The 25,212-nt window shown below is 73.3% G+C and carries 10 protein-coding genes; 5 read left to right on the forward strand and 5 right to left on the reverse strand.

Features of this window, described 5'->3' with window-relative positions:
- Nucleotides 1-7,873 (reverse strand): type I polyketide synthase (locus E1266_RS38845; RefSeq protein ID WP_207945779.1); only part of this gene is annotated, 7,873 nt, incomplete at its 3' end.
- Nucleotides 7,874-7,921: 48 nt separating this feature from the next.
- On the reverse strand, nucleotides 7,922-8,485 hold the full coding sequence (locus E1266_RS20275; protein WP_132049225.1) for a hypothetical protein: 564 nt from the start codon (nucleotides 8,483-8,485) through the stop codon (nucleotides 7,922-7,924).
- A gap of 217 nt (nucleotides 8,486-8,702) precedes the next feature.
- Here E1266_RS20275 and E1266_RS20280 point away from each other — a divergent pair, with 217 nt between their 5' ends.
- Nucleotides 8,703-9,905, forward strand: a complete 1,203-nt coding sequence (locus tag E1266_RS20280) for a cytochrome P450 (RefSeq protein WP_132049227.1) — start codon at nucleotides 8,703-8,705, stop codon at nucleotides 9,903-9,905.
- A gap of 54 nt (nucleotides 9,906-9,959) precedes the next feature.
- Here the strand turns inward: E1266_RS20280 and E1266_RS20285 are convergent, their stop codons facing one another.
- The 3 genes from E1266_RS20285 to E1266_RS20295 form a co-directional block, all read right to left on the reverse strand.
- Nucleotides 9,960-11,144 (reverse strand): cytochrome P450, encoded by a 1,185-nt coding sequence (locus tag E1266_RS20285; RefSeq protein ID WP_132049229.1) that lies wholly within the window; start codon nucleotides 11,142-11,144, stop codon nucleotides 9,960-9,962.
- Between the two features lie 47 nt (nucleotides 11,145-11,191).
- Complete coding sequence (locus tag E1266_RS20290) at nucleotides 11,192-11,590, reverse strand: nuclear transport factor 2 family protein (RefSeq protein ID WP_132049231.1); 399 nt, start codon at nucleotides 11,588-11,590, stop codon at nucleotides 11,192-11,194.
- A 125-nt stretch (nucleotides 11,591-11,715) separates the two neighbouring features.
- Nucleotides 11,716-12,231, reverse strand: coding sequence for a MarR family transcriptional regulator (locus E1266_RS20295; protein ID WP_207945780.1), 516 nt, complete (start codon nucleotides 12,229-12,231; stop codon nucleotides 11,716-11,718).
- Between the two features lie 90 nt (nucleotides 12,232-12,321).
- Between E1266_RS20295 and E1266_RS20300 the strand changes: the two genes are divergently transcribed.
- From E1266_RS20300 to E1266_RS20315, 4 genes are all read left to right on the forward strand, one after another.
- Nucleotides 12,322-13,248: an ABC transporter ATP-binding protein gene (locus E1266_RS20300; RefSeq protein WP_132049233.1), complete on the forward strand. Its 927-nt coding sequence runs from the start codon at nucleotides 12,322-12,324 to the stop codon at nucleotides 13,246-13,248.
- Complete coding sequence (locus E1266_RS20305; RefSeq protein ID WP_132049235.1) at nucleotides 13,245-14,852, forward strand: ABC transporter permease; 1,608 nt, start codon at nucleotides 13,245-13,247, stop codon at nucleotides 14,850-14,852. The genes E1266_RS20300 and E1266_RS20305 overlap by 4 nt, the downstream gene beginning before the upstream one ends.
- A gap of 236 nt (nucleotides 14,853-15,088) precedes the next feature.
- A complete protein-coding gene (locus E1266_RS20310) occupies nucleotides 15,089-20,602 on the forward strand; it encodes a type I polyketide synthase (protein ID WP_132049237.1) in 5,514 nt (1,837 codons plus the stop codon).
- A 45-nt stretch (nucleotides 20,603-20,647) separates the two neighbouring features.
- The coding region (locus E1266_RS20315) for a type I polyketide synthase (RefSeq protein WP_132049239.1) at nucleotides 20,648-25,212 on the forward strand (4,565 nt) is incomplete at its 3' end.

Consider the following 25,212-nt stretch of genomic DNA (forward strand, 5'->3'; position numbering starts at 1 on the left):
GGGGGCTGGTTTCGATGTAGGTGGTGTGGCCGTTGGTGGCCAGGTGGGTGATGGTGGGGTGGAAGTGGACGGTGTTGCGGATGTTGTCGTACCAGTAGCGGCTGTTGAGTTCGGTGCCGTTGATGGGTTGTCCGGTGACGGTGGAGTACATGGCCGTCGAGGTGGGCTGGGGTTGGATGCCGGTGGCGGCGGTGGTGATGTGGTCGGCGATGGTGTCGATGGCCGGGCTGTGTGAGGCGTAGTCCACCTCGATGCGGCGGGTTTTGATCTGCCGCTGCTCGCAGTCGTCGAGCAGTGCGGTGATGGCATCGTCAGGTCCGGCGACGATGGTGGTGGCCGGACCATTCACGGCAGCGACGGTGACGGTGTCGGGCAGCAGGTCGTCCAAATTGCCCGGGGTGGCGTGGATGGCGGCCATGGTGCCGGTCCCGGCCAGTGCGGTCAGGGCCTTGCTGCGCAGTGCGACGAGTTGAGCGGCGTCGTTGAGGGTGAGGGCGCCGGCAGAGTAGGCGGCGGCGATCTCCCCTTGAGAGTGGCCGATCACGGCGTCGGGTTCGATCCCGAGGGATTGCCATAGGCGGGCCAGGCCGGTCATCACTGCGAACAGCGCTGGCTGAACCACGTCGACTCGCTCCAGCGACGTCGCTCCTTCGGGGGTGGTGAGGACGTCGGTGAGCGACCAGTCCACATGCGGGGCCAGTGCCTGCTCGCAGGCGAGGATGTGGTCGCGGAAGACGGGGCTGGTGGTCATCAGGTCGGCGCCCATTCCGGGCCACTGTGATCCCTGGCCGGGGAACACGAACACGGTCTTGCCGCTCTGGCCGGGCATAGTGCGTGCGGTGACCACGGCCGGGTGTGGCTCACCGGCCGCCAGCGCCTGCAGTCCTTCCCGCAGCGTCGCGTGGTCGCCGACGATGACGGCGCGGTGGTCCAGGACCGAGCGGGTGGTGGCCAGCGCCCACGCCACCTCACCGGCATCAAGGTCGGGGTGGGCGTCCAGGTGCTCGGCCAGGCGCCGCGCCTGCGCGGCGAGCCCCGCCTCGGTCTTGGCCGACAGCAACCACGGCAGCACCTCGGACCCGGACACATCCCTGGCCCGCACCTCGAGACCGGTTCCGGGCGGGAGCGGCGATGGCGCCGCGTCCGCAGCGGCGGGAGCCTGTTCGACGATCACATGGGCGTTGGTGCCGCTCGCGCCGAAGGAGGAGATCCCCGCGCGCCGCGGCCTTCCGGTCTCCGGCCACTCGACCTGCTCGGTGAGCAGGCGCACCGTCCCGGCCGACCAGTCGACGTGCGGGGTCGGCTCATCGACGTGCAGCGTCCGCGGCAGGACCCCATGCCGCATCGCCTCGACCATCTTGATCAGGCCCGCCATCCCCGCCGCGGCCTGCGTATGCCCGAGGTTCGACTTGACCGACCCCAGCCACAGCGGGCGGTCGGGCGGCCGGTCCTCGCCGTAGGCCGCCAGGAGGGCCTGCGCCTCGATCGGGTCGCCCAGCCGCGTACCGGTACCGTGCGCCTCGACCGCGTCGACCTCGGCCGGAGAGAGCCGGGCGTTCGTCAGGGCCGCGCGGATCACCCGCTGCTGCGACGGCCCGTTCGGCGCCGTCAGGCCGTTGCTGGCGCCGTCCTGGTTGACCGCCGAGCCGCGGACCACCGCCAGCACGCGGCGGCCGTTGCGCACCGCGTCGGACAGGCGCTCGACCAGGAGTACGCCGGCGCCTTCGGACCAGCCGGTGCCGTCGGCCGCCGCCGCGAACGCCTTGCACCGGCCATCGGTGGACAGGCCTCGCTGGCGGGAGAACTCCACGAAGGTGTCCGGTGTGGACATCACCGTCACACCGCCGACGAGCGCCAGCGAGCACTCCCCCTGCCGCAGCGCGTGACCCGCCATGTGCAGGGCGACCAGGGACGACGAGCAGGCCGTGTCGATCGTGACGGCGGGTCCCTCAAGGCCGAGGGTGTAGGCGACACGCCCGGACATGACGCTGCCCGTGGTGCCGCTCAGCAGGTAGCCCTCGATGTCCTGGGGGCGTGCGTCCGCGGCGTAGTCCTGGTGGATCGCCCCGGCGAACACGCCCGTGGTGCTCCCGCGCAGCGACATCGGGTCTATCCCGGCGCGTTCGATGGTCTCCCAGGCGACCTCCAGCAGGAGCCGCTGCTGCGGGTCCATGGTCGCCGCCTCGCGCGGGGAGATCCCGAAGAAGCCGGCGTCGAATTCCGCGGCGGTGTGGAGGAACCCTCCCTCCCGCGCGTACGACGTGCCGAGGTGGTCGGGGTCGGGGTGGTAGAGCCGCTCCAGGTCCCACCCCCGGTCCTCGGGGAAGCCGGAGATGACGTCCGTTCCTCCGATGACCAGGCGCCACAGGTCCTCGGTGGACCCGACGCCGCCGGGGAAGCGGCAGCCCATCCCGACGATCGCGATCGGTTCGTCGGCCGCGGCCGGCTCCGCTTCGCGGTCCGCCGCCGCGTCCTGCTCCCCCAGCAGTCCGGTGCGCAGCAGGCGCGCCACCGCGCTCGGAGCGGGATGGTCGTAGACCAGGGTCGCGGGCAGGCGCAGCCCCGTCGCCGCTCGCAGCCGGTTGCGCAGTTCCACGGCCGTGAGCGAGTCGAAGCCGAGTTCGCGGAACGCCCGGTCGGCGTCCACGGCCTCCGGATCCCCGTGCCCCAGCACGGCCGCGACCTGGCCGCGCACGAGGCGCAGCACCTCGCGGTCCCGTTCGGCCGGCGGCAGGGCGGCCAGGCGCCGTGCGAGCGCGGCCCCGTCGCCGGAGCGCTCGCCGCTCGCGGTGCGCCGCGACGGTACGCGGATCAGCCCGCGCAGCATCTCCGGCAGGACGCCCGCGCCGGCCCGGGCGTGCAGGGCCGCGGTGTCGAGCCGCATCGGCAGCACCATGCTCTCGGCCGTGCCGCACGCCGAGTCGAAGAGGTTCAGGCCGGCAGCCGTTTCGAGCGGCACCACGCCCGACCGGCGCGCCCACGACCGGTCGTCGCGGTCGATCTCGGCGGTCATCCCGCCGGACTCGGCCCAGAGCCCCCAGCCTAGGGAGAGCGCGGGCATCCCCGCGGCCCGGCGCGACGCCGCGAGGCCGTCCAGGAACGCGTTCGCCGCGGCGTAGTTGCCCTGCCCCGGATTGCCCAGGACCCCGGCGGCCGACGAGAACAGGACGAACGCCGCCAGGTCGAGCCCGCCGGTCAGTTCGTGGAGGTTGACCGCGGCGTCCACCTTCGGACGCATCACCGCGGCCATCCGCTCGGGGGTCAGCGCGCCGATCACACCGTCGTCCAGGGCTCCCGCGGCATGGACCACCCACGTCAGCGGATGCTCGTCCGGTATGCCGTCCAGGACCTCCGCCAGCGCGGAGCGGTCGACGGCATCACAGGCTGGCAGGTGCACCCGTGCCCCGTGGGCGGCCAGTTCGGCTTGCAGCTCGGCCGCCCCCTGCGCCCGGGGTCCGGACCGGCTGGTCAGCACCAGATGGCGGACGCCGTGCGCGGTGACCAGGTGCCGGGCCAGCAGCCGCCCGAGCGTCCCCGTCCCGCCCGTGATCAGGACGGTGCCCGACGGGTTCCACAGTCCGTCCTCGACATCGGAGCGCGGATCGGGCACCGCCTCGGTGATCCGTTCCAGGCGCGGCGTCAGCACCGTTCCGTTCCGTACGGCCGCCTGCTCGGTCTCCGCCGCCAGGACCGCCGCCAGTGAGGTCGCCAGGTCCTCCGGACCGTCGATGTCCACGGCCACGACACGGCCCGGGTTCTCCGCCTGGGCGGAGCGGAGCAGGCCCCAGACCGGCGCGTGCACCAGGTCGGCGACGCCGTCGTGTTCTCCCGCCGCCACGGCGCCGCGGGTCACGACCATCAGGGTGGACGCCTCGAACCGCTCGTCGGCCAGCCAGTCCTGGATCAGCTGCAGCGCCCCGCACGCCGCCTCGCGGGCCCGTGCGCCGACGGTGCCGGGGGCCGCGGCTTCGGCACCGTAGGAGACCAGGACCGTGCCGGGAACGGAGCCGTCCGAGTCCGCGAGCGCGGTCAGGTCCGGGTACCGGTGGACGCTCGCCTCCCCCGCCTCGATCGCGGGCAGGAGGCCGAGCGCATCCGCGCCGACGACGGCCCAGTCCCCCGATGGGGCCGGGGCATCATCCTGCGGTACCGGCGTCCACTCCACCCGGTGGAGGAACGAGTCCCGCCGCTCTCCGTCGGCCTGTTCCAGTTGGTCGGTGGAGACCGGGCGCAGCGCCAGCGTCTCGACGTTGCACACCGGCTCGCCGTCCGCGTCGGCCATGGTCAGCGATATCGCGCCGTCCCCCGCAGGGGTGATCCGCACCCGTGCGGTGGTGGCGCCGACGGCGTGGAGTTCCACCCCGCTCCACTCGAACGGCAGCCGGACCAGGCCGTCGGCCGCCGGACCGCCGGCCGCGAGCGCGGCGTGCAGCGCGGCGTCCAGCAGCGCGGGGTGCACTCCGAAGTTCCCGGCGTCCTCGGCCTGCCGCTCCGGCAGGCTCACCTCACCGAACACCTCGTCGCCGCGCCGCCACACCGCGCTCAGGCCCTGGAAGGCCGGCCCGTACCGGTAGCCGCGCTCGCCGAGACCGTCGTAGAAGCCCGTCAGGTCCACGGGCCGCGCGCCCGGTGGCGGCCACGCGCCCAGCCCCTCCGCGCGCCGGCCGCCGCCCGCTCCGCCGGTGGCGAGGACGCCTTCGGCGTGCGGCGTCCATGGCAGGTCCGGGGCGGCGGCACCGTCGGGGCGCGAGTACACGCCCACCGCGCGCCGCCCTTCCGGGTCGGCGTCCTCGATCACGACCTGCAGGACCACCGCGCCCGTCGCGGGGAGCACGAGCGGCCGCCGCAGGGTCAGTCCCTCGATCCGGTCGCAGCCCACCTCGTCACCGGCCCGGATCGCCAGCTCGGCGAACGCCGCCCCGGGGACGATCGCGGTCCCCAGCGCGACGTGGTCGGCCAGCCACGGATGCGAGCCCAGCGCCAGCCGGCCGGTGAGCACCGTGCCGCCCCCGGCCAGCCCCAGCGAGGCTCCCAGCAGCGGGTGGCCCGCCGCGCCGATGCCGGCCGCGGCCGCGTCGGCGGTCCCGGCTCCGACCGAGTCCGCCCAGTAGCGGCGGCGCTGGAAGGGATACGTGGGCAGTTCGACCCACCCGGCTCCGGTTCCTTCATACGCGGCGGTCCAATCCACCGCGGCACCGCGGACGTGGAGCTCGGCCAGCGAGGTCAGGAAGCGGCGCAGCCCGCCCTGGTCGCGCGCCAGGGTCCCGGCCGCCGCGCAGTCCGTCCCGGCTTCCTCGGCGGTCTCCATGAGACCGGCCGTCAGCACGGGGTGCGGGCTCGCCTCGACGAAGAAGCGGTGCCCGTCCGCCAGCAGCGCGCGGATCGCGCCGGTGAAGTCCACCGGGTTGCGGACGTTGCGGTACCAGTACTCCGCGTCGAGCCCGCCGGTCTCGAGCGGGCCGCCCGTCACGGTGGAGTAGAACGCGATCCCGCCGGGGCGCGGCTCCACCGGGGCCAGGAGTTCCAGGAGCCGTTCCCGGAGCGCGTCCACCTGCTCGGAGTGGGACGCCACCGTCGCCGGGACGATCTTCGCGCGGATCCCGTCGGCCGCGCACGCGGCGGCGAACTCGCGCAGCGCCGCCAGCTCACCGGTGACGATCACCGAGCCGGGCCCGTTGACGCCGCCGACGGCCAGCCGGCCCTCCCAGCCGGCCAGCCGATCCCGCACCCGGTTCTCGGCCGCGCCCACGGAGGCCACGGCCCCCTTGCCGGTGAGCATCTCGGCGAACAGCCGGCTGCGGGAGACCACCACCCGGACCGCGTCGTCCAGGGACAGGGCGCCGGCCACATGGGCGGCCGCGACCTCGCCCTGCGAGTGCCCGACCACCGCGCTCGGCTCCACCCCGTACGAGCGCCACAGCGCGGCCAGCGACACCATGACCGCGAACAGGGCGGGCTGGACCACGTCGATGCGGTCCAGGGAGGGCGCGCCGGGCTCCCCGCGCAGGACACCCGTCAGCGACCAGTCCACGTGCGAGGACAGGACCTGTTCGCACTCGCGCATCCGTTCGGCGAACACCGGCGCCTCCTGGAGGAGGTCCACCGCCATCCGCGGCCACTGCGAGCCCTGTCCGGGGAAGACGAGGACGACCTTGCCGTCGATGTCGGCCACGCCCTGGACGACGTCGCCGTTCTCGGTGCCCTCGCTCAGCGCGCCGAGGGCCTCCAGTGCCCCGCCGCTGCCGGCCGCGAGGACCACGGCGCGGTGGTCGAGGGTCGCCCGGGTGACCGCCAGCGACCGCCCGACGTCCGGCATCGCCGGGGCCGGGTCCGCGGTCAGGTGGGACCGCAGCCGCGCGGCCTGCTCCCGCAGGGCCCGCTCGCCGCGCCCGGACAGCGGCCACGGCACGACCGGCGGCCGTGGTGCGGTGACCAGGGCGACTGACTCCCGGTCACCCTGGTCACCAGTCTCGGGGGCGCGCTCGTCCGCGGGCGGCTCCTGGAGGATCACGTGCGCATTGGTGCCGCTGATCCCGAAGGAGGACACCCCTGCCCGGCGGGGCTCGGCGTGCCTCGGCCAGGCCACCGGCTCGGTCAGCAGCGCCACCGCGCCCGACGACCAGTCCACCTCGGGCGTGGGGGCGTCGACGTGCAGCGTCGCGGGCAGCAGTTCGTGCCGCAGCGCCATCACCATCTTGATGACGCTCGCCACGCCCCCGGCGGCCTGCGTGTGGCTGATGTTCGACTTGATCGAACCGAGCCGCAGCGGCCTGCCCTCGGGCCGCCGGAGCCCGTAGGTCGCCTGCACCGCCTGCGCCTCGATCGGGTCGCCCAGGGTCGTGCCGGTGCCGTGCGCCTCCACCGCGTCCACGTCGGCGGCGGCCAGGCGCGCGTCGGCCAGGGCCGCGCGGATCACCCGCTGCTGGGACGGCCCGTTCGGCGCGCTCAGCCCGTTGCTGGCGCCGTCCTGGTTGGTGGCGCTCCCGCGGACCAGCGCCAGGATCCGCGAGCCGTCGCGCACGGCGTCCGACAGGCGTTTCAGCACCAGGACACCGGCGCCCTCGCCGAAGGCGGTGCCGTCCGCGGCGGCGGCGAACGCCTTGCAGCGCCCGTCCCGGGCCAGGACGCGCTGGCGGCTGAACTCGATGAACTCGCTCGGGTTGGGCATGACGGCGACGCCGCCCGCCAGCGCCGCGTCGCACTCTCCGCGCCGCAGGGCCTGGCCGGCGAGGTGCAGGGCCACCAGCGAGGACGAGCAGGCCGTGTCGACCGTGACCGCCGGCCCTTCGAGCCCGAAGGTGTAGGCGATCCGGCCCGAGATCACGCTGGCGGCGTTGCCGACCAGCGAGAAGCCCTCGACCTCCTTGCGGGCCTGCTGCATCCCGACCAGGTAGCCGAGGTTCCCGGCGCCGGTGAAGACGCCCGTGCGGCTTCCCCCCATTCCCTTGGGGTCGAGTCCCGCGCGCTCAAGCGCCTCCCACGCGACCTCCATCATGAGGCGCTGCTGCGGATCCATGGCCAGCGCCTCGCGCGGGGAGATCCCGAACAGCTCGGCGTCGAACAGGTCGGCGTCGTGGAGGAAGCCGCTCTCCCGCAGGTAGGACTTCCCCGTCTTTCCCGGATCCGGATCGTAGAGGCCGTCCAGGTCCCATCCCCGGTTCACCGGGAATCCGGAGACCGCGTCGGTCCCCGATTCGACCAGGTGCCACAGCCCTTCGGGCGAGGACGCGCCGCCCGGGAACCGGCAGGCCATTCCCACGATGGCCAGTGGCTCGCGGTCCCGCTCGGTCGCCTCGCGCAGCCGCCGCCGGGCGTCGTGCAGTTCGGCGGCGACGCGTTTCAGGTAGCTGAGCAGGGTCTCGTCGTCCGCCATGCGGGGCCGCCCTCCCTAGGTCTGCGAAATGACGCCCGAAGATCGGCCTCACCCGAAGGAAATGGAGCTGAATCCCGTGTCGCAGCACTTCTCCAGGGGGCGCGCGCACAGGACCATCCTGGCTTTGGCGCTCATGGTCGATTCGATGACCCACGACAGGGTCCCCACCTTGCCGAGGTAGCGCCCGCCCGTTCCGACGATGTAGATCTCGACCCGGCTTCCGGTGAGCTGGTCGTTCAGGTCCACGAACCCCATCGAGCGCGCGGTGCCGCCGTCCTCGAACTCGTAGGAGACCCGGGTGAAGGCGACCCAGTGCTCGGTCGCGGGATCGTGGTGCACGATCTGCATGCGGCCGCTGTCGCGGGCGATCACGTTGCCCGCGGAGTCGAAGAATTCGCCGCCCGCCGTCGCGACGTCCCCGACCGCCGGTTCGGATTCCCGGTAGCTCCGTTCGCTGACGCTGTAGCCCAGTTCCTCGAAGCGGATGCACTCGTCGTCCGGCGCGACCGCGCCGGTTCCCGCGCCGATCGCGGCGAAGACGCCGCCGGGATCATCCCCGAGCGCGGCGGCCAGGGATACGGCCAGGCCCGGCCGCAGCGAGGTCATGCCCATGATCGTCCTCCTTCGGCCCGGCACTCCCACGGCCGGGATCGGCCCGCACCCTCACATCCTGCGTAATTCACTAAATTGCGGCTAACGCCTCGCTTAAGTCCCGCTTTCGCGGCTCTGGAAATGCAGGCGCGGAGGAATTCACCCGCCCATCGCTTATGGACATGCCACGGAACGGGGCCGGACAATGAATTCGACGGTCGAGCAGAAGGAGAGGCAGATGACCGACGCACCGACCGCGCCGCCCCCGCATCCCACCCACCGCAGCGATCTGCTGTCGCCCCCGGACGATCTGCGGCGGCTGCGCGCGGAGTCCCCGGTCAGCGGGATCACCTACCCGGACGGCACCGCGGGCTGGCTGGTGACCGGCTACGCGGCCGCGCGGGCGGTACTGGCCGACCGCCGCTTCAGCGTCCGGAACGAACTGCGCCAGTTCCCGGTCCGCTCGGCGGAGACGGAGCTGAAAGGGCAGCCGGCGGCGCCGGGCTGGTTCATCGCCATGGACCCGCCGGACCACACCCGGCTGCGCCGCCCGCTGATCGCCCAGTTCACGATGTCCCGGATGCGGACGCTGAGCTCCAAGATCGAGGAGATCACCGCGGGGCTGCTCGACGAAATGGCCGGGCACGGGCCGCCGGTGGATCTGGTCGAATCATTCGCGAAGCCGATTCCCTCGCTGATGATCTGCGAGATGCTCGGGGTGCCCTACAGCGAGCGGGAGCAATTCCAGCGGAACACCGAGACGATGACGAGTTTCACGTCCAAACCCGAGGAGCTGGTGGCCGCATACCAGGAATACTATTCGTTCATGGATCGGCTCAAGGACCGCAAGCGCGCCGATCCGGCCGACGACATCCTGAGCGGGCTCATCGCCGCGGACGAGCTGAGCGACGCCGAGCTGATCGGGGTGGGCCTGCTGCTGCTGTCCGCCGGCTACGAGCCGCCCGCGAACATGCTCTCCCTCGGCACCTACGCGCTGCTCCGCGATCCCGCCCAGCTCGCCGCGCTGCGCGCCGACCCCTCGCTGGTCGACACCGCCGTCGAGGAGCTGCTGCGCTACCTGAGCGTCCTGCAGTACGGGGTCATCCGCGCCGCGCTGGAGGACGTCGAGCTGGAGGGCCGGCTGATCCGGGCCGGCGACCCGGTCACGATCTCGCTGCCGGCGGCCAACCGGGACCCGCGGCGCTTCGAGGATCCCGACACCCTCGACGTGACGCGCGGCTCCGCGACCGCGCAGCTGGCCTTCGGGCACGGCATCCACCAGTGCCTGGGCCAGCAGCTCGCGCGCCGGCAGCTGCAGATCGGCCTGTCGATGCTGCTCGACCGGTTCCCCGGGCTGCGCCTGGCCGTGCCCGCCGAGGAGATCGGGATGCGCGACGACATGCGCGTCTACGGGGTGCGGGAGCTGCCCGTCGCCTGGTGACGGCGGCCCGGGGCGCACCCGCCGGTGCGGGGCGCCCCGGGCCGGCCGGGCGGGTCATCCGCCCGTCGCCACCCACACCTCCCGCGGTGCGAGGATCCGCGGATTGGGGTACATCTCGGGTTCCCGCAGCACCCGCGGCCCCGGCAGGCGGGCCAGCAGCGCCTCCAGCGCGATCCGCCCCTCGAGCCGGGCGAGCGAGGCCCCCAGGCAGAAGTGGATCCCGTGCCCGAACCCCACGTGCGGGTTCGGGTCGCGCCGGATGTCGAAGGCGCCGGGGTCGGCGATGTGCCGCTCGTCGTGGTTGGCCGACAGCGTCCACGTCGTGACCAGGCTGCCCGCGGGCATCGTCGTGCCGTGCAGCTCGACGTCGTTCTTCAGCAGCTTGAGGCTCTGCGGAAGCGGCGGGTAGTACCGGACGACCTCCTCGACGGCGCCCGGGATCAGGCCCGGGTCGGCGCGCAGCGCGTCCGCCGCGCCCGGGTTGTCGTGGAGCAGCAGGACCGCGTTGCCCAGCATCGCCGCCACGGTGGTGTAGCCGGCCATCAGCAGCAGGCCGGTGAAGTGCACGATCTCCTGGTCGTCGAGCCGGTCTCCGCCGACCTCGGCGAGGGCGAGCCTGCTGATCAGGTCGTCGCTGGGGCGCTGCCGCCGCGCCCGGACGTGCTCCAGCAGGTAGGCGTGCATCTCGTCGACCGAGGCCCGGATCGTGTCGTCGTCGAAGACCGCCTCGGCCTCGTGATCGCCCGACAGGCGGGTGTCGGCCCAGCGGCGGAACATCTCCCGGTCCTGCCGCGGCACGCCGAGCAGCTCGGCGATGATGCTGATCGGCAGCGGGTAGGCCAGCGCGCGCATCAGCTCGACCTCGTCCTGGCCGGCCGCCTCGTCCAGCAGCCGCCGGGTGAGCTCCGCCACGTGCGGTTCCAGCCGGGCCACGGTGCGCGGGGTGAACGCCTGGCTGACCAGCGCCCGCACCTGCCCGTGGCGGGGCGGGTCCATGACGGCCAGGACGCCGCGGCTCAGCTCGCCGAGCGGAAGCACCCGCCCCAGCTCCGCGGAGAAGTCGGTCAGGTCCGTGTGGCTGCGGTGGATGTCGTCGTAGCGGAACAGCTGCCACATGCCGCTGGTCTCGTCGAGGGCCACCGGCTGGTGATCGCGCATCCAGCGGAGCCATTCCAGGAGCGCGGCGCGGCCGCTCTCCGGTCTGGGCGGCGCCGGGGAAACGTCCTTCTGCTGCGTCATGCGCCTTGCTCCTTCCAGGCAGGGCCGGTGCGGCCGGATGGGCGGGATCAGCCGTCGGGGACCAGCGCCGCGTCCGTCCTCCCCCAGAAGACCCGGACCCGGCGGATCAGTTCGTCCGGGCCCACGCTCATCATGGCGACGAGGTTGATCCGGAGCCGCTGGCCCGGTTCGACGCCCGGCGGGTTCAGCGAGACGGTCACCGGCATCACCACGTGCTCGTCGTCGTGGGCCGCCACGGGGTCGCCGGCGGTCTCGTGCACCTCGTGCTCGATCGCGTTGGCGAGATGCGCCCGCAGCGCCCTGCGGCCGCGGATCGGGGCGGCGCCGACCGGATCCTCGAAGCGGACGTCGTCGACGAAGAGCGCGAGCACCGCGTCGACGTCGCCGGCGTTCATGAACCGGCAGTAGTCGAGCGCGATCTTCTTCCGGACCGTCTCGTCGGGCACGTTGCCTCCTTGCGCGGCCGCCGGCCGCCTCGCGGGTGCCCCGCCATGATGGGAACCCCGTCTAAAGTCTCCCTAGAGTCCTCGACCGGGGATTCCGGGCGGCGGCGGGTTCCGCCGGAGCGGCCTCACGCCTCCGGGGACGGCGAAGGACGGTCCCCGGCCCCCGACTTGACGTCCTTCCAGCGCTTGTAGATCTCGGTCAGCTCGGTCTGAAAGAACCGGAAGAAGTCCCGCATCTCAGCCATCCGGGCCCCGGGCGGCGTGTCCGAGCCGCCCAGTACCCCGACGCCCTCGTCGGCGAGGTCCGCGATCATCTTGAAGTAGACGGCCTTGGACACGCTGCCCTCGTACCAGGTGTCGTCGGTCAGCCGGTAGCGATGGCTCCGCGATCCGGCCATCGGCTCGCGCACGAGGATCCCGATGTGCATCAGGTGGCGCACGGCCGTCGAGATGGCGCCCGGGCTCGCGCCGAGCCGTTCCCCGAAGTCCGCCGCCGACAGCGTCTCCTCGTCACTGACCATCATCGTGACGAGCACCCGCGCCGACATCGGCGGGAACCCGAAGTCGGCCAGCGCGGCCGCCAGGTGCTCGACGAATCTGCGCACCGAGGCCTCTTCGCGGCCCGTCGATGTCTCCTCCACGCTGCGTCATCACTCCTTCTCCACCGGCACAGACGATTCACAAGCTATTGAAGGTTTACGAACTTCTAAAACTAAAATATCATCCGGTGCATGACTCCCGTGATCTCGATGTCTGGCGTCGAGAAGACCTTCGGCCAGACCCGCGCGCTGGACCAGCTCGACCTCTCCGTGGAACCCGGCGAGGTCCACGGCTTCCTGGGCCCCAACGGGGCGGGGAAGACCACGACGATCCGCATCCTGCTCGGGCTGCTGCAAGCCGATGCCGGTGAGATCGGCGTGCTCGGCGGCGACCCTTGGAAGGACGCCACCGAACTGCACCGGCGGCTCGCCTACGTGCCCGGCGACGTCAACCTGTGGCCGGGCCTGACCGGAGGCGAGATCATCGACCTGCTCGCACGCATGCGCGGCGGGATCGACCCCGGCCGCAGGGCCGACCTGATCGAGCGCTTCGACCTCGATCCGAAGAAGAAGGCCCGCACCTACTCCAAGGGGAACCGCCAGAAGGTGACCCTGATCGCCGCCCTGGCCTCCGAGGTGGAGCTGCTCGTCCTGGACGAGCCGACGTCGGGGCTCGACCCGCTGATGGAGGAGGTCTTCCGCCAGGTCGTCCGCGAAGAGGCCGGCAACGGCCGCACGGTCCTGCTGTCCAGCCACATCCTCTCCGAGGTGGAGGCGCTGTGCGACCGGATCACCATCATCCGCGAGGGGCGGACGGTGGAGACCGGGTCGATCCAGGACATGCACCACCTCAGCCGCACCTCGATCACCGCGCGGCTGGCCGGCGCGGCGCCGCCCGACCTGCCCGGCGCGCACGAGGTGCAGGTGTCGGACGGGCAGATCCGCTGCGAGGTGGACACCGACCGGCTGAACGACGTGCTCGGCCGGCTCATCGCGGTCGGCGTGCAGAACCTGGTCGCGCAGCCGCCCACGCTGGAGGAGCTCTTCCTGCGCCACTACGTCGATCGCCCCGCGGACGGCGCGGCCGCCTCCGCCGCGCGTTCCGGGAGCATGCGGTGAGCGGCACGCTCGCCGGTACCGGGAAGCTGATCCGGCTGGTCCTGCGCCGCGACCGGATCCTGCTGCCGCTGTGGGTGCTGTGGATGTCGCTGGCCCCGGTCAACTTCGTCTCCATGACCGAGGAGCTGTTCCCCACGGCCGCGGACCGCCAGGAGTACGCGGCCACCAGCGGCAGCGACCCGGCCTTCCTGGCGCTGTTCGGACCGCTGCACAACGACAGCCTGGGCGGGATCGTCACGCAGCGCCTCGGCCTGGTCCCGCTGATCGTCGCGCTGATCAGCATCCTCACGGTGATCCGCCACACGCGCACCGAGGAGGAGAACGGCCGGCGCGAGCTGCTCGGCGCCACCGTGGTCGGGCGGCACGCGCCGCTGGCCGCCGCGCTGACCGTGACCCTCGCCGCCAACCTGGTGCTGGCCCTCATCATGACCGCCGGCCTGTCCGGCTCCGGCCAGCCTGGCGGGGCGTCGTTCGCGGTGGCGATGCAGTTCGCCGTCTGCGGCTGCGTCTTCGCCGCGGTCGCCGCGGTGGCCGCGCAGGTCACCGTGGGCGCGGGCGCGGCGCGGGGGCTCGCGATCGGCGCGCTCGGCGCGGCCTACCTGCTGCGCCTGGCGGGCGACGCCGGCGGCGAGGGCAACGCGCTGGCGTGGCTGTCGTGGCTCTCCCCGGTCGGCTGGGCGCAGCAGCTGCGCCCGTTCGCCGACGAGCGGTGGTGGGTGCTGCTGCCGGCCGCCGCGCTCACGGCACTGCTGGTCGCCGCGGCGTTCCGGCTGTCGGCCCGCCGCGACCTGGGTGCCGGGCTCCTCGTGGCGCGACCCGGTCCCGGCACCGCCGCGCCCTCGCTGAGCGGCCCCTTCGGCCTGGCCTGGCGGGTCCACCGCGGCATGCTGCTGGCCTGGGTCGCGGGGCTGGCCGTCCTCGGCGCCGTGTTCGGCGGCCTGGCGCAGGGCGTCGGGGACGCGCTGCGCGACAACGACGACCTCAAGGACGCGTTCACCCGCCTGGGCGGGGAGGCGACGCTCGTCGACACCTTCATCGCCTCCGGCATGAGCATCGTCGGGCTGGTCGTGTCGGGCTACGCGGTGCTCACCACGCTGCGGCTGCGCGCCGAGGAGGAGAACCTGCGGGCCGAGCACGTGCTGACCGGCCCGGTCCCCCGGGTCCGCTGGGCGGCGGGCCACCTGCTGTTCGCGTTCCTGGGCACCGCCGCCGCGGTGGCCGCCGCGGGACTCGCCGCCGGGCTGGTGCACGGCCTGAACAGCGGCGACCTCGGCCGGGAGCTGCCGCGCATCCTCGGCGGCGCGCTCGTCCAGCTGCCCGCCGCCTGGACGCTGGCCGCGATCACCGTCGCGGCGTTCGGCCTGCTCCCCCGGCTCTCCGCGGCCGTGGGGTGGGGGGCGCTCGTGGTCTTCCTCTTCCTGGGGCAGTTCGGCGCGCTGATGGGCTTGAGCCAGCGCGCGCTGGACCTGTCCCCGTTCACCCACATCCCGAAGCTACCGGGCGGTGACGTGTCCGTCGCGCCCCTGGTGTGGCTGACCGCCCTCACCGCGGCGCTCGTCGCGCTCGGCCTCGCCGGGTTCCGGCGCCGCGACTACACCGTCTGAGGCCGTGCTGCGCCGCCGTCCCCCGCGAGGAGCGGTGGACGGCGGCGCACCGTCTCCCGGTCGTGCCCCGTCCGGCGCTCGCACGGGTCCAAGGCGAGGCTTAGCCCGGCTTTAGCCGGCTCCGGAACATAGGACACACGCATCGCGTGGGATGTGCGTGTTCCGCAGGTGACCGCCACCGCGATCCTTCGGATCGGTCCGGTGGCGCCGTCGCCTTCGTCCGGAGACAGGCTCAGATGACCAACACGGAAGACAAGCTCCGCCGGTACCTGAAGCGGGTCACGATGGACCTGCAGGCGACGCGCCGGCGCCTCCAGGACGCCGAGGCGAAGGCCCGGGAGCCGATAGCCGTCGTCGCGATGGCGTGCCGCTATCCGGGGGGCGTGCAGTCGCCCGAGGACCTGTGGGAACTGCTCGCAGCCGGGAAGGACGCGTTCTCCGGCTTTCCCGAGGACCGCGGCTGGGACGCGGATCAGGTCCACGATCCGGAGCCCGGCGGCAGGCCCGGCACCTCCTACGTCCGGACGGGGGCGTTCCTCGACGGCGCGATGGACTTCGACGCGGGCCTGTTCGGCATCTCGCCGCGCGAGGCCATGGCGATGGATCCGCAGCAGCGCCAGATGCTGGAGGCCGCGTGGCAGGTCTTCGAGCGGGCCGGCATCGACCCGCGGGGGCTGCGCGAGAGTCCCACCGGGGTCTTCGTCGGCGCCGCGCACACCGGATACGTCGCCAACGAGCGGCAGATCCCGCCGAGCTACGAGAACTACTCGCTCACCGGCAACACCGGGAGCGTCATCTCCGGACGCGTCGCCTACACGTTCGGGCTGGAGGGCCCGGCGGTCACCATCGACACGGCGTGCTCCTCGTCGCTGGTCGCGCTGCACCTGGCCTGCCGGTCGCTCCTGCAGGGCGAGTGCTCGCTGGCCCTCGCCGGCGGGGTCATGGTCATGCCGACTCCCGGCCTGTTCATCGAGTTCTCCCGGCAGCGCGGGCTGGCGCACGACGGCCGGTGCAGGCCGTTCGCCGCGCGGGCCGACGGCACCGGGCTGGGCGAGGGCGTGGGCGTGGTGCTGCTGGAGCGGCTGTCGGACGCGCGCCGCAACGGCCGCACCGTCCTGGCGACCGTGCGGGGCAGCGCCGTCAACCAGGACGGGGCGAGCAGCGCGCTGACCGCGCCGAACGGGCCGGCCCAGGAGCGGGTCATCCGCCTGGCCCTGGACCGGGCGCGGTTGTCGCCGGGCGACATCGACGCGGTGGAGGCGCACGGCACCGGCACGACCCTGGGCGACCCGATCGAGGCGCAGGCGCTGCTGGCCGTCTACGGGCGGGAGCGGCCGCCGGACCGGCCCGCCTGGCTGGGCTCGATCAAGTCCAACATCGGGCACACCGCCACCGCCGCCGGCGTCGCCGGGGTGATCAAGATGGTGCTGGCGATGCGGCACGGCCGGCTGCCGCGGACGCTGCACGTCGACGCCCCCACCCCGCACGTGGACTGGGACTCGGGCGCCGTGCGGCTGCTGACCGAGGAGATCCGGTGGCCGGAGACCGGCCGTCCGCGCCGCGCCGGGGTCTCCTCCTTCGGGATCAGCGGCACCAACGCCCACGTGATCCTGGAGGAGGCCGAGCCGGAGACCGACGCGGACACCGAGCCGGACGCCGCAGAGCTCCCCGACGGGAACGCCGACCCGCTTCCGTCGTGGACCGGGCCGGTGCCGCTGCCGCTGTCGGCCGGTGGCGCGGCGGCGCTGCGCGCCCAGGCGGCCCGGCTGGCCGAGCACGTCGGCGCCCGTCCCGGGACGCGGCCGGTCGATCTGGCGTTCTCGGCGGCGACCGGGCGCGCGGCCCTGGAGCATCGCGCCGTGGTGGTCGGCGCGGACACGGGCGAACTGCTCCGCGGACTGACCGCCGCGGCGCGCGGCGAGACCGCGCCCAACCTGGTGCTGGAGCCCGCGCGCACGGGACGGCTGGCGTTCCTGTTCTCGGGGCAGGGCGCCCAGCGCACCGGCATGGGCCGCGAGATGTACGCGGCGTCCACCGCGTTCGCGGCGGCGTTCGACGCCGCCTGCGCCGAGCTGGACCCCTACCTCGACCGCCCGCTGCGGGACGTGCTCTGGCAGGACGACCCGGCGCTGCACCAGACCTCCTACGCGCAGGCGGCGCTGTTCGCGATCGAGGTCGCGCTGTTCCGGCTGGTGGAGTCGTGGGGCGTCCGGCCCGGCCACGTGGCGGGCCATTCCGTCGGCGAGCTGGTCGCGGCGCATGTGGCGGGCGTGTGGTCGCTGCCCGACGCCGCGCGGCTGGTGGCGGCCCGCGGGCGCCTCATGCAGGCGCTGCCGCCCGGCGGCGCGATGGTGGCGGTGCGGGCGGCGGAGGACCGCGTCGCGCCGCTGCTGACCGACGAGGTGAGCATCGCGGCGGTCAACGGCCCGGCCTCGGTGGTGATCTCGGGGGCGGCGGACGCGGTGGAGCGGATCGCCTCCCGCTTGAAGGACGAGGGCGCCAAGACCTCCCGGCTGACGGTGTCGCACGCGTTCCATTCACCGCTGATGGAGCCGATGCTGGCGGAGTTCCGCGAGGTGGCCGAGGGCGTCATTTGCCACGCGCCGTCCATTCCCCTCGTGTCGTGCCTGACCGGCGGCGTCGCGTCCGCCGAGGAACTCGGCTCGGCGGACTACTGGGTCCGGCACGCCCGCCATGCGGTCCGGTTCGCCGACGCGATCGGATGCCTGGAGGACGCGGGTGTCACCCGGTTCGCCGAGGTGGGGCCGGACGGCGTGCTGACCGCCATGGCGCAGGAGTGCGTGAGAGCCGAAGACGCGCTGCTGGTCGCCCTGCAGCAGCGGGACCGGCCCGAGGCGGGAGCCTTCCAGGCGGGCGTCGGCCGGCTGTACGCGTCCGGGGTGCCGCTGGACTGGGAGGCGGTCTTCCACGGGCACCGGGCACGCCGCGTGGACCTGCCCACGTACGCGTTCGAGCACCGCCGCTACTGGCTTCCCGAGCGGCAGCCCGGTGAGGACCCGGCGGCGATGGGGCTGGGTCCGGCCGGCCATCCGCTGCTGGGCGCGGTCGTGGCGCTGCCGGAGTCGGACGGCGTCGTCGCCACGGGCAGGCTCACGCGTGAGGCGCATCCCTGGCTGGCCGAGCACGAAGTCCTCGGCACCGCGGTGGTGCCGCCGTCCGCGCTGGTGGACCTGGCGCTGCACGCCGGCGGACTCGTGGACTGCGCCGTACTGGCGGAACTGATCCAGGACGTCCCGCTCGTCCTGCCCGACCGGGGCGGCGTCGACCTGCGGGTGGTCGTGGCCGGGGCCGACGAGTCCGGGGCCAGGCCGGTCTCCGTCCATTCCCGCCCCGACGGCCCGGCGGACGATCGGCCCTGGATGCGCAACGCCGCCGGCGTCCTCGCACCGTCACCGCCCGCGCCGCCGCCGGAGCCGGACACGGCATGGCCCCCGGCCGGGGCGACCGAGATCCAGGTGGACGACGCCTACGATCGCCTGCTGGCGCGGGGCTATGGCCACGGGCCGGTGTTCCAGGGGCTGCGGGCGGCCTGGCGCCGCGGGGAGGAACTGTTCGCCGAGGTGGCCCTGCCGGAGGGCGTACAGGCAGACATCGACCGTTTCGGGGTGCACCCGGCGCTGCTTGACGCGGCGACGCACGTGACGCGGCTCTCGACCGGGCCCGATGCCCCGGTCGTGCTCGACTCCGTGTGGAGCGAGGTGGCGCTGCACGCCGCAGGCGCCAGGGTGGCACGGGTACGGCTGGTTCCCGCGGCGGACCCCGGTGCCGTGGAACTGCTGGTCTCCGACGAAGCCGGAGATCCGGTCATCTCGGCCCGGTCGGTGCGGCCGTGCCCCGTGCCGGTCGAAGGGCTGGGGCCGGGCGCCGCGGGGCCGGGTTCGCTGTTCCGCTTCGACTGGGTTCCGCTGCCCGGTTCTCCGGCCGGTGCGCCGCCGGATCCCTCCGGTGACCGGGTCGTGCTGGTGCCGGTGGCCGATGGCGTCCCGGCATCCGCGCGGCTGGAAGAGGCGCTGGGCCGGGGGGCGCCGGCGCCGGAGCTGGTCGTGCTCCCCTGCCCAGCGCACCCGGGGGACGTGCCGTCGGCGGCCCGGAGGGTGGCCGCCGAGGTGCTGGAGGCCCTCCAAGCATGGCAGTCGGACGAGCGGTTCGCGGCATCGCGGCTGGCGATCGTCACGCGCGGGGTGGCAGAGACCGCGGATCCGGCGCAGGCGGCGGTGCAGGGGCTGGTACGGGCGGCCGAGGCGGAGAATCCCGGGCGGTTCGCACTGGTGCACCTGGATCCGGCGGCCGCCTCTTACACGGACGTGCCCGAGGCGCTGCGGCGGGCCGGCGAGCCCGAGGTGGCCGTCCGCGACGACGTGGTCCTGGTGCCCCGTCTCGCGTCGGTGTCCGGCGCCGACCGGCCCGGGATGCGGTGGGATCCGGACGGCACGGTGCTGATCACCGGCGGTACGAGCGGACTGGGCGCCCTGGTGGCCGCGCACCTGGTGGCCGGGCACGGCGTCCGGAACCTGGTGCTGCTCAGCCGGCGGGGAGCGGAGAGCCCGGGCGCCACCGCGCTCCGCGCCGAGCTCGCCGGCCGCGGCGCACGTGTGAGCGTGGTCGCGTGCGACGCCGCCGACCGCGGCGCACTCGCCGCCGTGCTGGCGGACATTCCGGACGACCGTCCGCTCCGCGGGGTCGTCCACGCGGCAGGCGTCTTGGACGACGGGGTGCTCGCGTCCCTCACACCCGACCGGTTGGAGGCGGTGCTTCGGCCCAAGGTGGACGCGGCCTGGAACCTGCACGTGCTGACCCGTGACGCCGCCCTGACGGCGTTCGTGCTGTTCTCGTCGGCGGCGGGGTCCCTGGGCGGGCCCGGCCAGGCCAACTACGCGGCGGCCAACACCTTCCTCGACCAGCTGGCCCGGTTCCGTACGGCCCTCGGGCTGCCCGCGCGGTCGCTGGCCTGGGGGCCGTGGACGGAGGCCGGCGGAATGGCGGACCGCCTGGACGAGGGCGGGCGGCGGCGGCTGCGCCGCCTCGGCACCCGCCCGCTGGACCCGGCGGAGGGCCTGGCGCTGCTGGACGCGGTGCTGGCGGTCGACGCGCCGCAGGTTCTGCCGGTCCGGCTGGACTTCGCGGCGCTGCGCGGCCAGGCGGTCGCCGGAGGGCTCCCGCCGGTCCTGCGCGACCTGGTCCGGGTCCCCGCGCGCCGCGCGACCGGGTCGTCGCTGCCGCGGCGCCTGGCGCGCCTGCCCGTCCCCGAGCGCGGCCCGGTGCTGCAGGAGGTCGTGCGGGCGCAGGCGGCCCGGGTGCTCGGGCACGACCGGACGGCTGCGGTCCCGCCGGACCGGCCGTTCCAGCAACTCGGGTTCACCTCGCTGGCCGCGGTGGAACTGCGCAACGCGCTCAACGCCGAGACCGGGCTGCGGCTGCCGGTGACCCTGGTCTATGACCATCCCTCGCCGCGGGCGGTCGCCGACCATCTCCTCGAACTGCTCGACCTGGGGCGCGGCGACGGGGTCGGCGCCGCGCTGGCGGAGATCGACCGGTTGGAGACGACGCTGGCGGCGCTCGCGGACGGCGACGACGACCCCGCCGCGGTCACGGTGAGGCTGGAGACGCTGCTGCGCGCGTGGCGGGACTCCGGCCGCTCCGGGCCCCCGGCCGAGCCCGCCGCCGACCTCGAAGCGGTCACCGACAGCGAGCTGTTCGCCGTCCTGGACAGAGAGCTCGGACAGGCCTGACGCGGACGCCCGGATCGCGACCCCCTCCAGATTGGTTGGTGCTCGATGGAGAACGACGACAGGTTCCGCGACTATCTCCGGCGGGCGACGGCCGAGCTCCAGAGCACCCGGCAGCGCCTCCGCGAAGCGGAGGACCGGGACCGCGAGCCGATCGCCATCGTGAGCATGGCGTGCCGCTTCCCCGGAGGCGCCTCCTCCCCGGAGGGGCTGTGGAGCCTGCTGGCCGAAGGCCGGGACGCCGTCACCGCGTTCCCGGCCGACCGGGGCTGGGACCTCGAACGGATCTACCACCAGGATCCCGATGTTCCCGGTACCTCCTACGTCCGGGAGGGCGGCTTCGTCGGCGAGGCGCCCTGCTTCGACGCCGACCTGTTCGGGATCTCCCCGCGTGAGGCGCTGGCCATGGACCCCCAGCAGCGCCTGCTGCTGGAGACGGCCTGGGAGGCGTTCGAGCGCGCCGGGATGGCCCCGGTGTCCCTGCGGGGCAGCCGGACCGGCGTGTTCGTCGGCGCGACCTACCAGGAGTACGGGCCGCATCTGTCGGAGGCCGGGGAGGACATCGAGGGCTATCTCTCCACGGGTGTCACACCGAGCGTGGCGTCGGGCCGCCTCTCCTACGTGTTCGGGCTGGAGGGGCCCGCGCTCACGATCGACACGGCCTGCTCGTCCTCGCTGGTGGCGCTGCACCTGGCCTGCCAGTCCCTGCGGCGCGGCGAGTGCTCCCTGGCGCTGGCCGGCGGGGCGACGGTCCTGTCGGCCCCGGGGCTGTTCACCGAGTTCTCCCGGCAGCGGGGCCTGGCTCCCGACGGCCGGTGCAAGGCGTTCGCGGCGGCGGCCGACGGCACCGGCTGGGGCGAGGGCGCCGGCCTCGTGCTGGTGGAGAGGCTGTCGGACGCGCGGCGCAACGGCCATCCGGTGCTGGCGGTGATACGTGGCTCGGCGGTCAACCAGGACGGCGCGAGCAACGGCCTGACCGCGCCGAACGGGCCGTCCCAGCGTCGGGTGATCGAGCAGGCCCTGGCCGGTGCCGGTCTCGTGCCGGGGGACGTCGACGCGGTCGAGGCGCACGGGACCGGCACGACGCTGGGCGACCCGATCGAGGCACAGGCGCTCATTGCCGCCTACGGACGGCAGCGCCCCGGCGACCGGCCGCTGTGGCTCGGGTCGGTCAAGTCGAACATCGGGCATACGCAGGCCGCGGCGGGCGTGGCGAGCCTGATCAAGATGGTCGAGGCGATGCGGCATGGGGTCCTGCCGCGGACGCTGCACGTCGACGAGCCGACCCCGCACGTCGACTGGTCGGCCGGGACGGTGCGCCTGCTCACCGAGCAGGTCGAGTGGCCGGAGACCGGAAGGCCGCGGCGCGCGGGGATCTCCTCCTTCGGTATCAGCGGAACCAACGCCCATGTGGTCGTCGAGCAGGCCGTTTCCCCGGATGCCGACGTGGACCGGCAAAGGTCCCCGGCAGGTGAGCGATCCGGGGCGGTGCCGTGGTTGCTGTCGGCCAAGACCGAGGCGGGGCTCGCCGCGCAGGCGCGGCGCCTGGCCGAGCACCTGGACGCTCACCCCGACCTTGATGCCGGTGAGGTGGCGTGGGCTCTGGCCACCACCCGCTCCACCCTGGACCACCGCGCCGTCATCATCGGCGACGAGGCCGGGTTGCGGGAGGGGCTGGAAGCTTTGGCGGCGGGTGAGCCGCACCCGGCCGTGGTCGCTGATCACGCCTCCACAGATGCGGGCGGCAAGACTGTGTTCGTGTTCCCCGGCCAGGGATCACAGTGGCCCGGAATGGGCGCCGACCTGATGACCACCAGCCCCATCTTCCGCGACCACATCCAAGCGTGCGAACAAGCCCTCGCCCCACACGTGGACTGGTCCCTCACCGACATCCTCACCACCCCCGACGCCGCGGCCCTGGACCGGGTCGACATCGTCCAACCCGCCCTGTTCGCCGTCATGACCGGCCTAGCCCACCTCTGGCAATCCCTCGGGATCGAACCCGACGCCGTCATCGGCCACTCCCAAGGGGAGATCGCCGCCGCCTACTCTGCCGGCGCCCTCACCCTCAACGACGCCGCCCAACTCGTCGCACTACGCAGCAAAGCCCTGACCGCACTGGCCGGGACCGGCACCATGGCCGCCATCCACGCCACCCCGGGCAATTTGGACGACCTGCTGCCCGAAACCATCACCATCGCTGCCGTGAATGGGCCCGCCACCACCATCGTCGCCGGACCCGACGATGCCATCAGCCGGCTGCTCGACGACTGCGAACAACGGCAGATCAAAACCCGCCGCATCGAGGTGGACTACGCCTCACACAGCCCCGCCATCGACACCATCGCCGACCACATCACCACCGCCGCCACCGGCATCACCCCACAACCCACCACCACGGCCATGTACTCCACCGTCACCGGGCAACCCATCAACGGCACCGAACTCAACAGCAGCTACTGGTACGACAACATCCGCAACACCGTCCACTTCCACCCCACCATCACCCACCTCACCACCAACGGCCACACCACCTACATCGAAACCAGCCCCCACCCCACCCTCACCACCGGCATCCAAGACCAACCCATCCTCACCACCGGCACACTCCACCGCGACAACGGCACCTGGACCCAACTCCTCACCAACCTCGCCACCCTCCACACCCAAGGCTTCACCACCGACTGGACCCGCATCCTGAAGAGCCTGGGCAGCACGCGACCGGCCTCGCTGCCGGCGCTGCCCACCTATCCGTTCCAGAGGAAGCGGTACTGGCCGCAGGTTTCACTCGGGGCCGCGGGAGATGCCTCGTCCGTCGGGCTCGACTCGCCTGGGCACCCCCTGCTGGGGGCGTGCGTCACCTTGGTCGACAGGCAGACCACCGTGTTCAGCGGACGGTTGTCCCTGGACACCCATCCCTGGCTCGCCGACCACGCCGTCAACGACACACCCGTCCTCCCCGGCACCGCCTACCTCGAACTCGCCATCCACGCAGGCGACCACACCGGAACACCCCACATCGAGGAGCTGAGTCTCCACGCCCCCCTGGTCCTCACGACGCCCATCCAGCTTCAGATCACCGTCGACGAACCCGACGACAACGGTCACCGAACTCTGACCATCCACTCGCGCGCCGGCAACGCCGATGCCTGGACCTGCCACGCCACCGGGACTCTCACTCCTGCGGCGGCATCCGACGCACGCGACCTCTCGGCATGGCCCCCGCCCGACGCCGAGCCGGTTCCGACCGACGAGCTCTACCAGCGGTTGGACGACTTGGGCCTGATCTATGGACCCCTTTTCCAAGGCGTCCGAGCCGCCTGGACCACCTCCACCGGGGTCTACGCCGAGATCAAGCTCCCCGATCCCGAAGCTTCCACCGGCTATGCCCTCCACCCCGCTCTTCTGGACGCCGCGCTTCATCCCGCCGTCCTGTCCACCGAGTCCGGGGACGGCGAGGCTCAGCTCCCGTTCATCTGGAACGGCGTCACCCTTCACGCCGCCAACGCAACGGCACTCCGCGTCGCCATCACCCCCATCGCCGAGGAAGGGAGCGGCAACGGATCGGGGGGCCGATTCTCCCTCTCAGCCGCGGATACCGCCGGTCGGCCCGTCATCACCGTTGACGCCCTCACCCTGCGTCCCGTCGTCTCCGACCTGCCAGCCGGGATGGCTCAGCGCAGGCATCTGTACGCGCTCACCTGGCCGGCCGCCCCACCGAGCGCCGGCGCAACCGATGAGCCCTATGCGGTACTGACCGCGCACGATTCCGAGCTCGCAACCGCCCTCCTCGGCACCGGCGCCCAGGCATACGACGATCTGGAGCAGGTCGCGGAGCTTCCCACCCGGCCCTCGGTCGTCGTCGCCCCCTGTCCCGATGATGATGGCGGCAAAGACGTCGTCTCTCGCGCTCACTCCGCTGCTCAGCAGATGCTCCGGCTGATCCAGCGGTACCTCGCCGACGATCGCCTCAGCGAAAGCCACCTGGTGCTCCTGACCAACGCGTGCATCGACACGGCCACAGGCACAGGCACAGAGCCGGCGACCGTGGATCCTTCCCAGGCACCGGTGTGGGGTCTGGTCCGGAGCGTCCAGGCCGAGCATCCCGGACGCATCACGCTCATCGACATCGACCGGCAGGCTGCGAGCTTCCAGACGCTCCCCGCGGCGATCGGGACAGCCCTCAGCCAGGACGAACCTCAGCTAGCCGTCCGCGGCCCGTCCCTGCACGTCCCGCGCCTGACCCGGTTGGCCGCGCTCGCGCCGGACGCCTCCGCGCAGGGCGACCCGGCCGCTGCGTTCGCCCCTGGCGGCACGGTCCTGGTCACGGGCGGTACGGGCACTCTGGGCCGACTGGTCGCCGAGCACCTGGTCACCGTCCACGGCGTCACGCACCTGATCCTGGCCAGCCGCAGCGGCCCCAACGCCCCCGAAGCCCAGGGACTCCACCGTCACCTAGAAGAACTCGGCGCCCACGTCACCATCACCGCGTGCGACGCCGCCGACGGCGAGCAGCTCACCCGGCTCCTCGCGAACATCCCCGAAGACCACCCCCTCACCGCGGTCATCCACGCGGCCGGCGTCATCGACGACGCCATCGCCACCTCACTGAC

Source organism: Actinomadura sp. 7K534, from assembly GCF_004348575.1.
Taxonomy (GTDB): Bacteria; Actinomycetota; Actinomycetes; order Streptosporangiales; family Streptosporangiaceae; genus Spirillospora; species Spirillospora livida.

What these genes read in the sequence shown, in the direction of transcription:
- E1266_RS20280 (WP_132049227.1), top strand. Translation starts at nt 8,703, where the DNA reads ATGACCGACGCACCGACCGCGCCGCCCCCGCATCCCACCCACCGCAGC.
- E1266_RS20285 (WP_132049229.1), bottom strand. Translation starts at nt 11,144, where the DNA reads ATGACGCAGCAGAAGGACGTTTCCCCGGCGCCGCCCAGACCGGAGAGC.
- E1266_RS20310 (WP_132049237.1), top strand. Translation starts at nt 15,089, where the DNA reads ATGACCAACACGGAAGACAAGCTCCGCCGGTACCTGAAGCGGGTCACG.
- E1266_RS20275 (WP_132049225.1), bottom strand. Translation starts at nt 8,485, where the DNA reads ATGGGCATGACCTCGCTGCGGCCGGGCCTGGCCGTATCCCTGGCCGCC.
- E1266_RS20300 (WP_132049233.1), top strand. Translation starts at nt 12,322, where the DNA reads ATGACTCCCGTGATCTCGATGTCTGGCGTCGAGAAGACCTTCGGCCAG.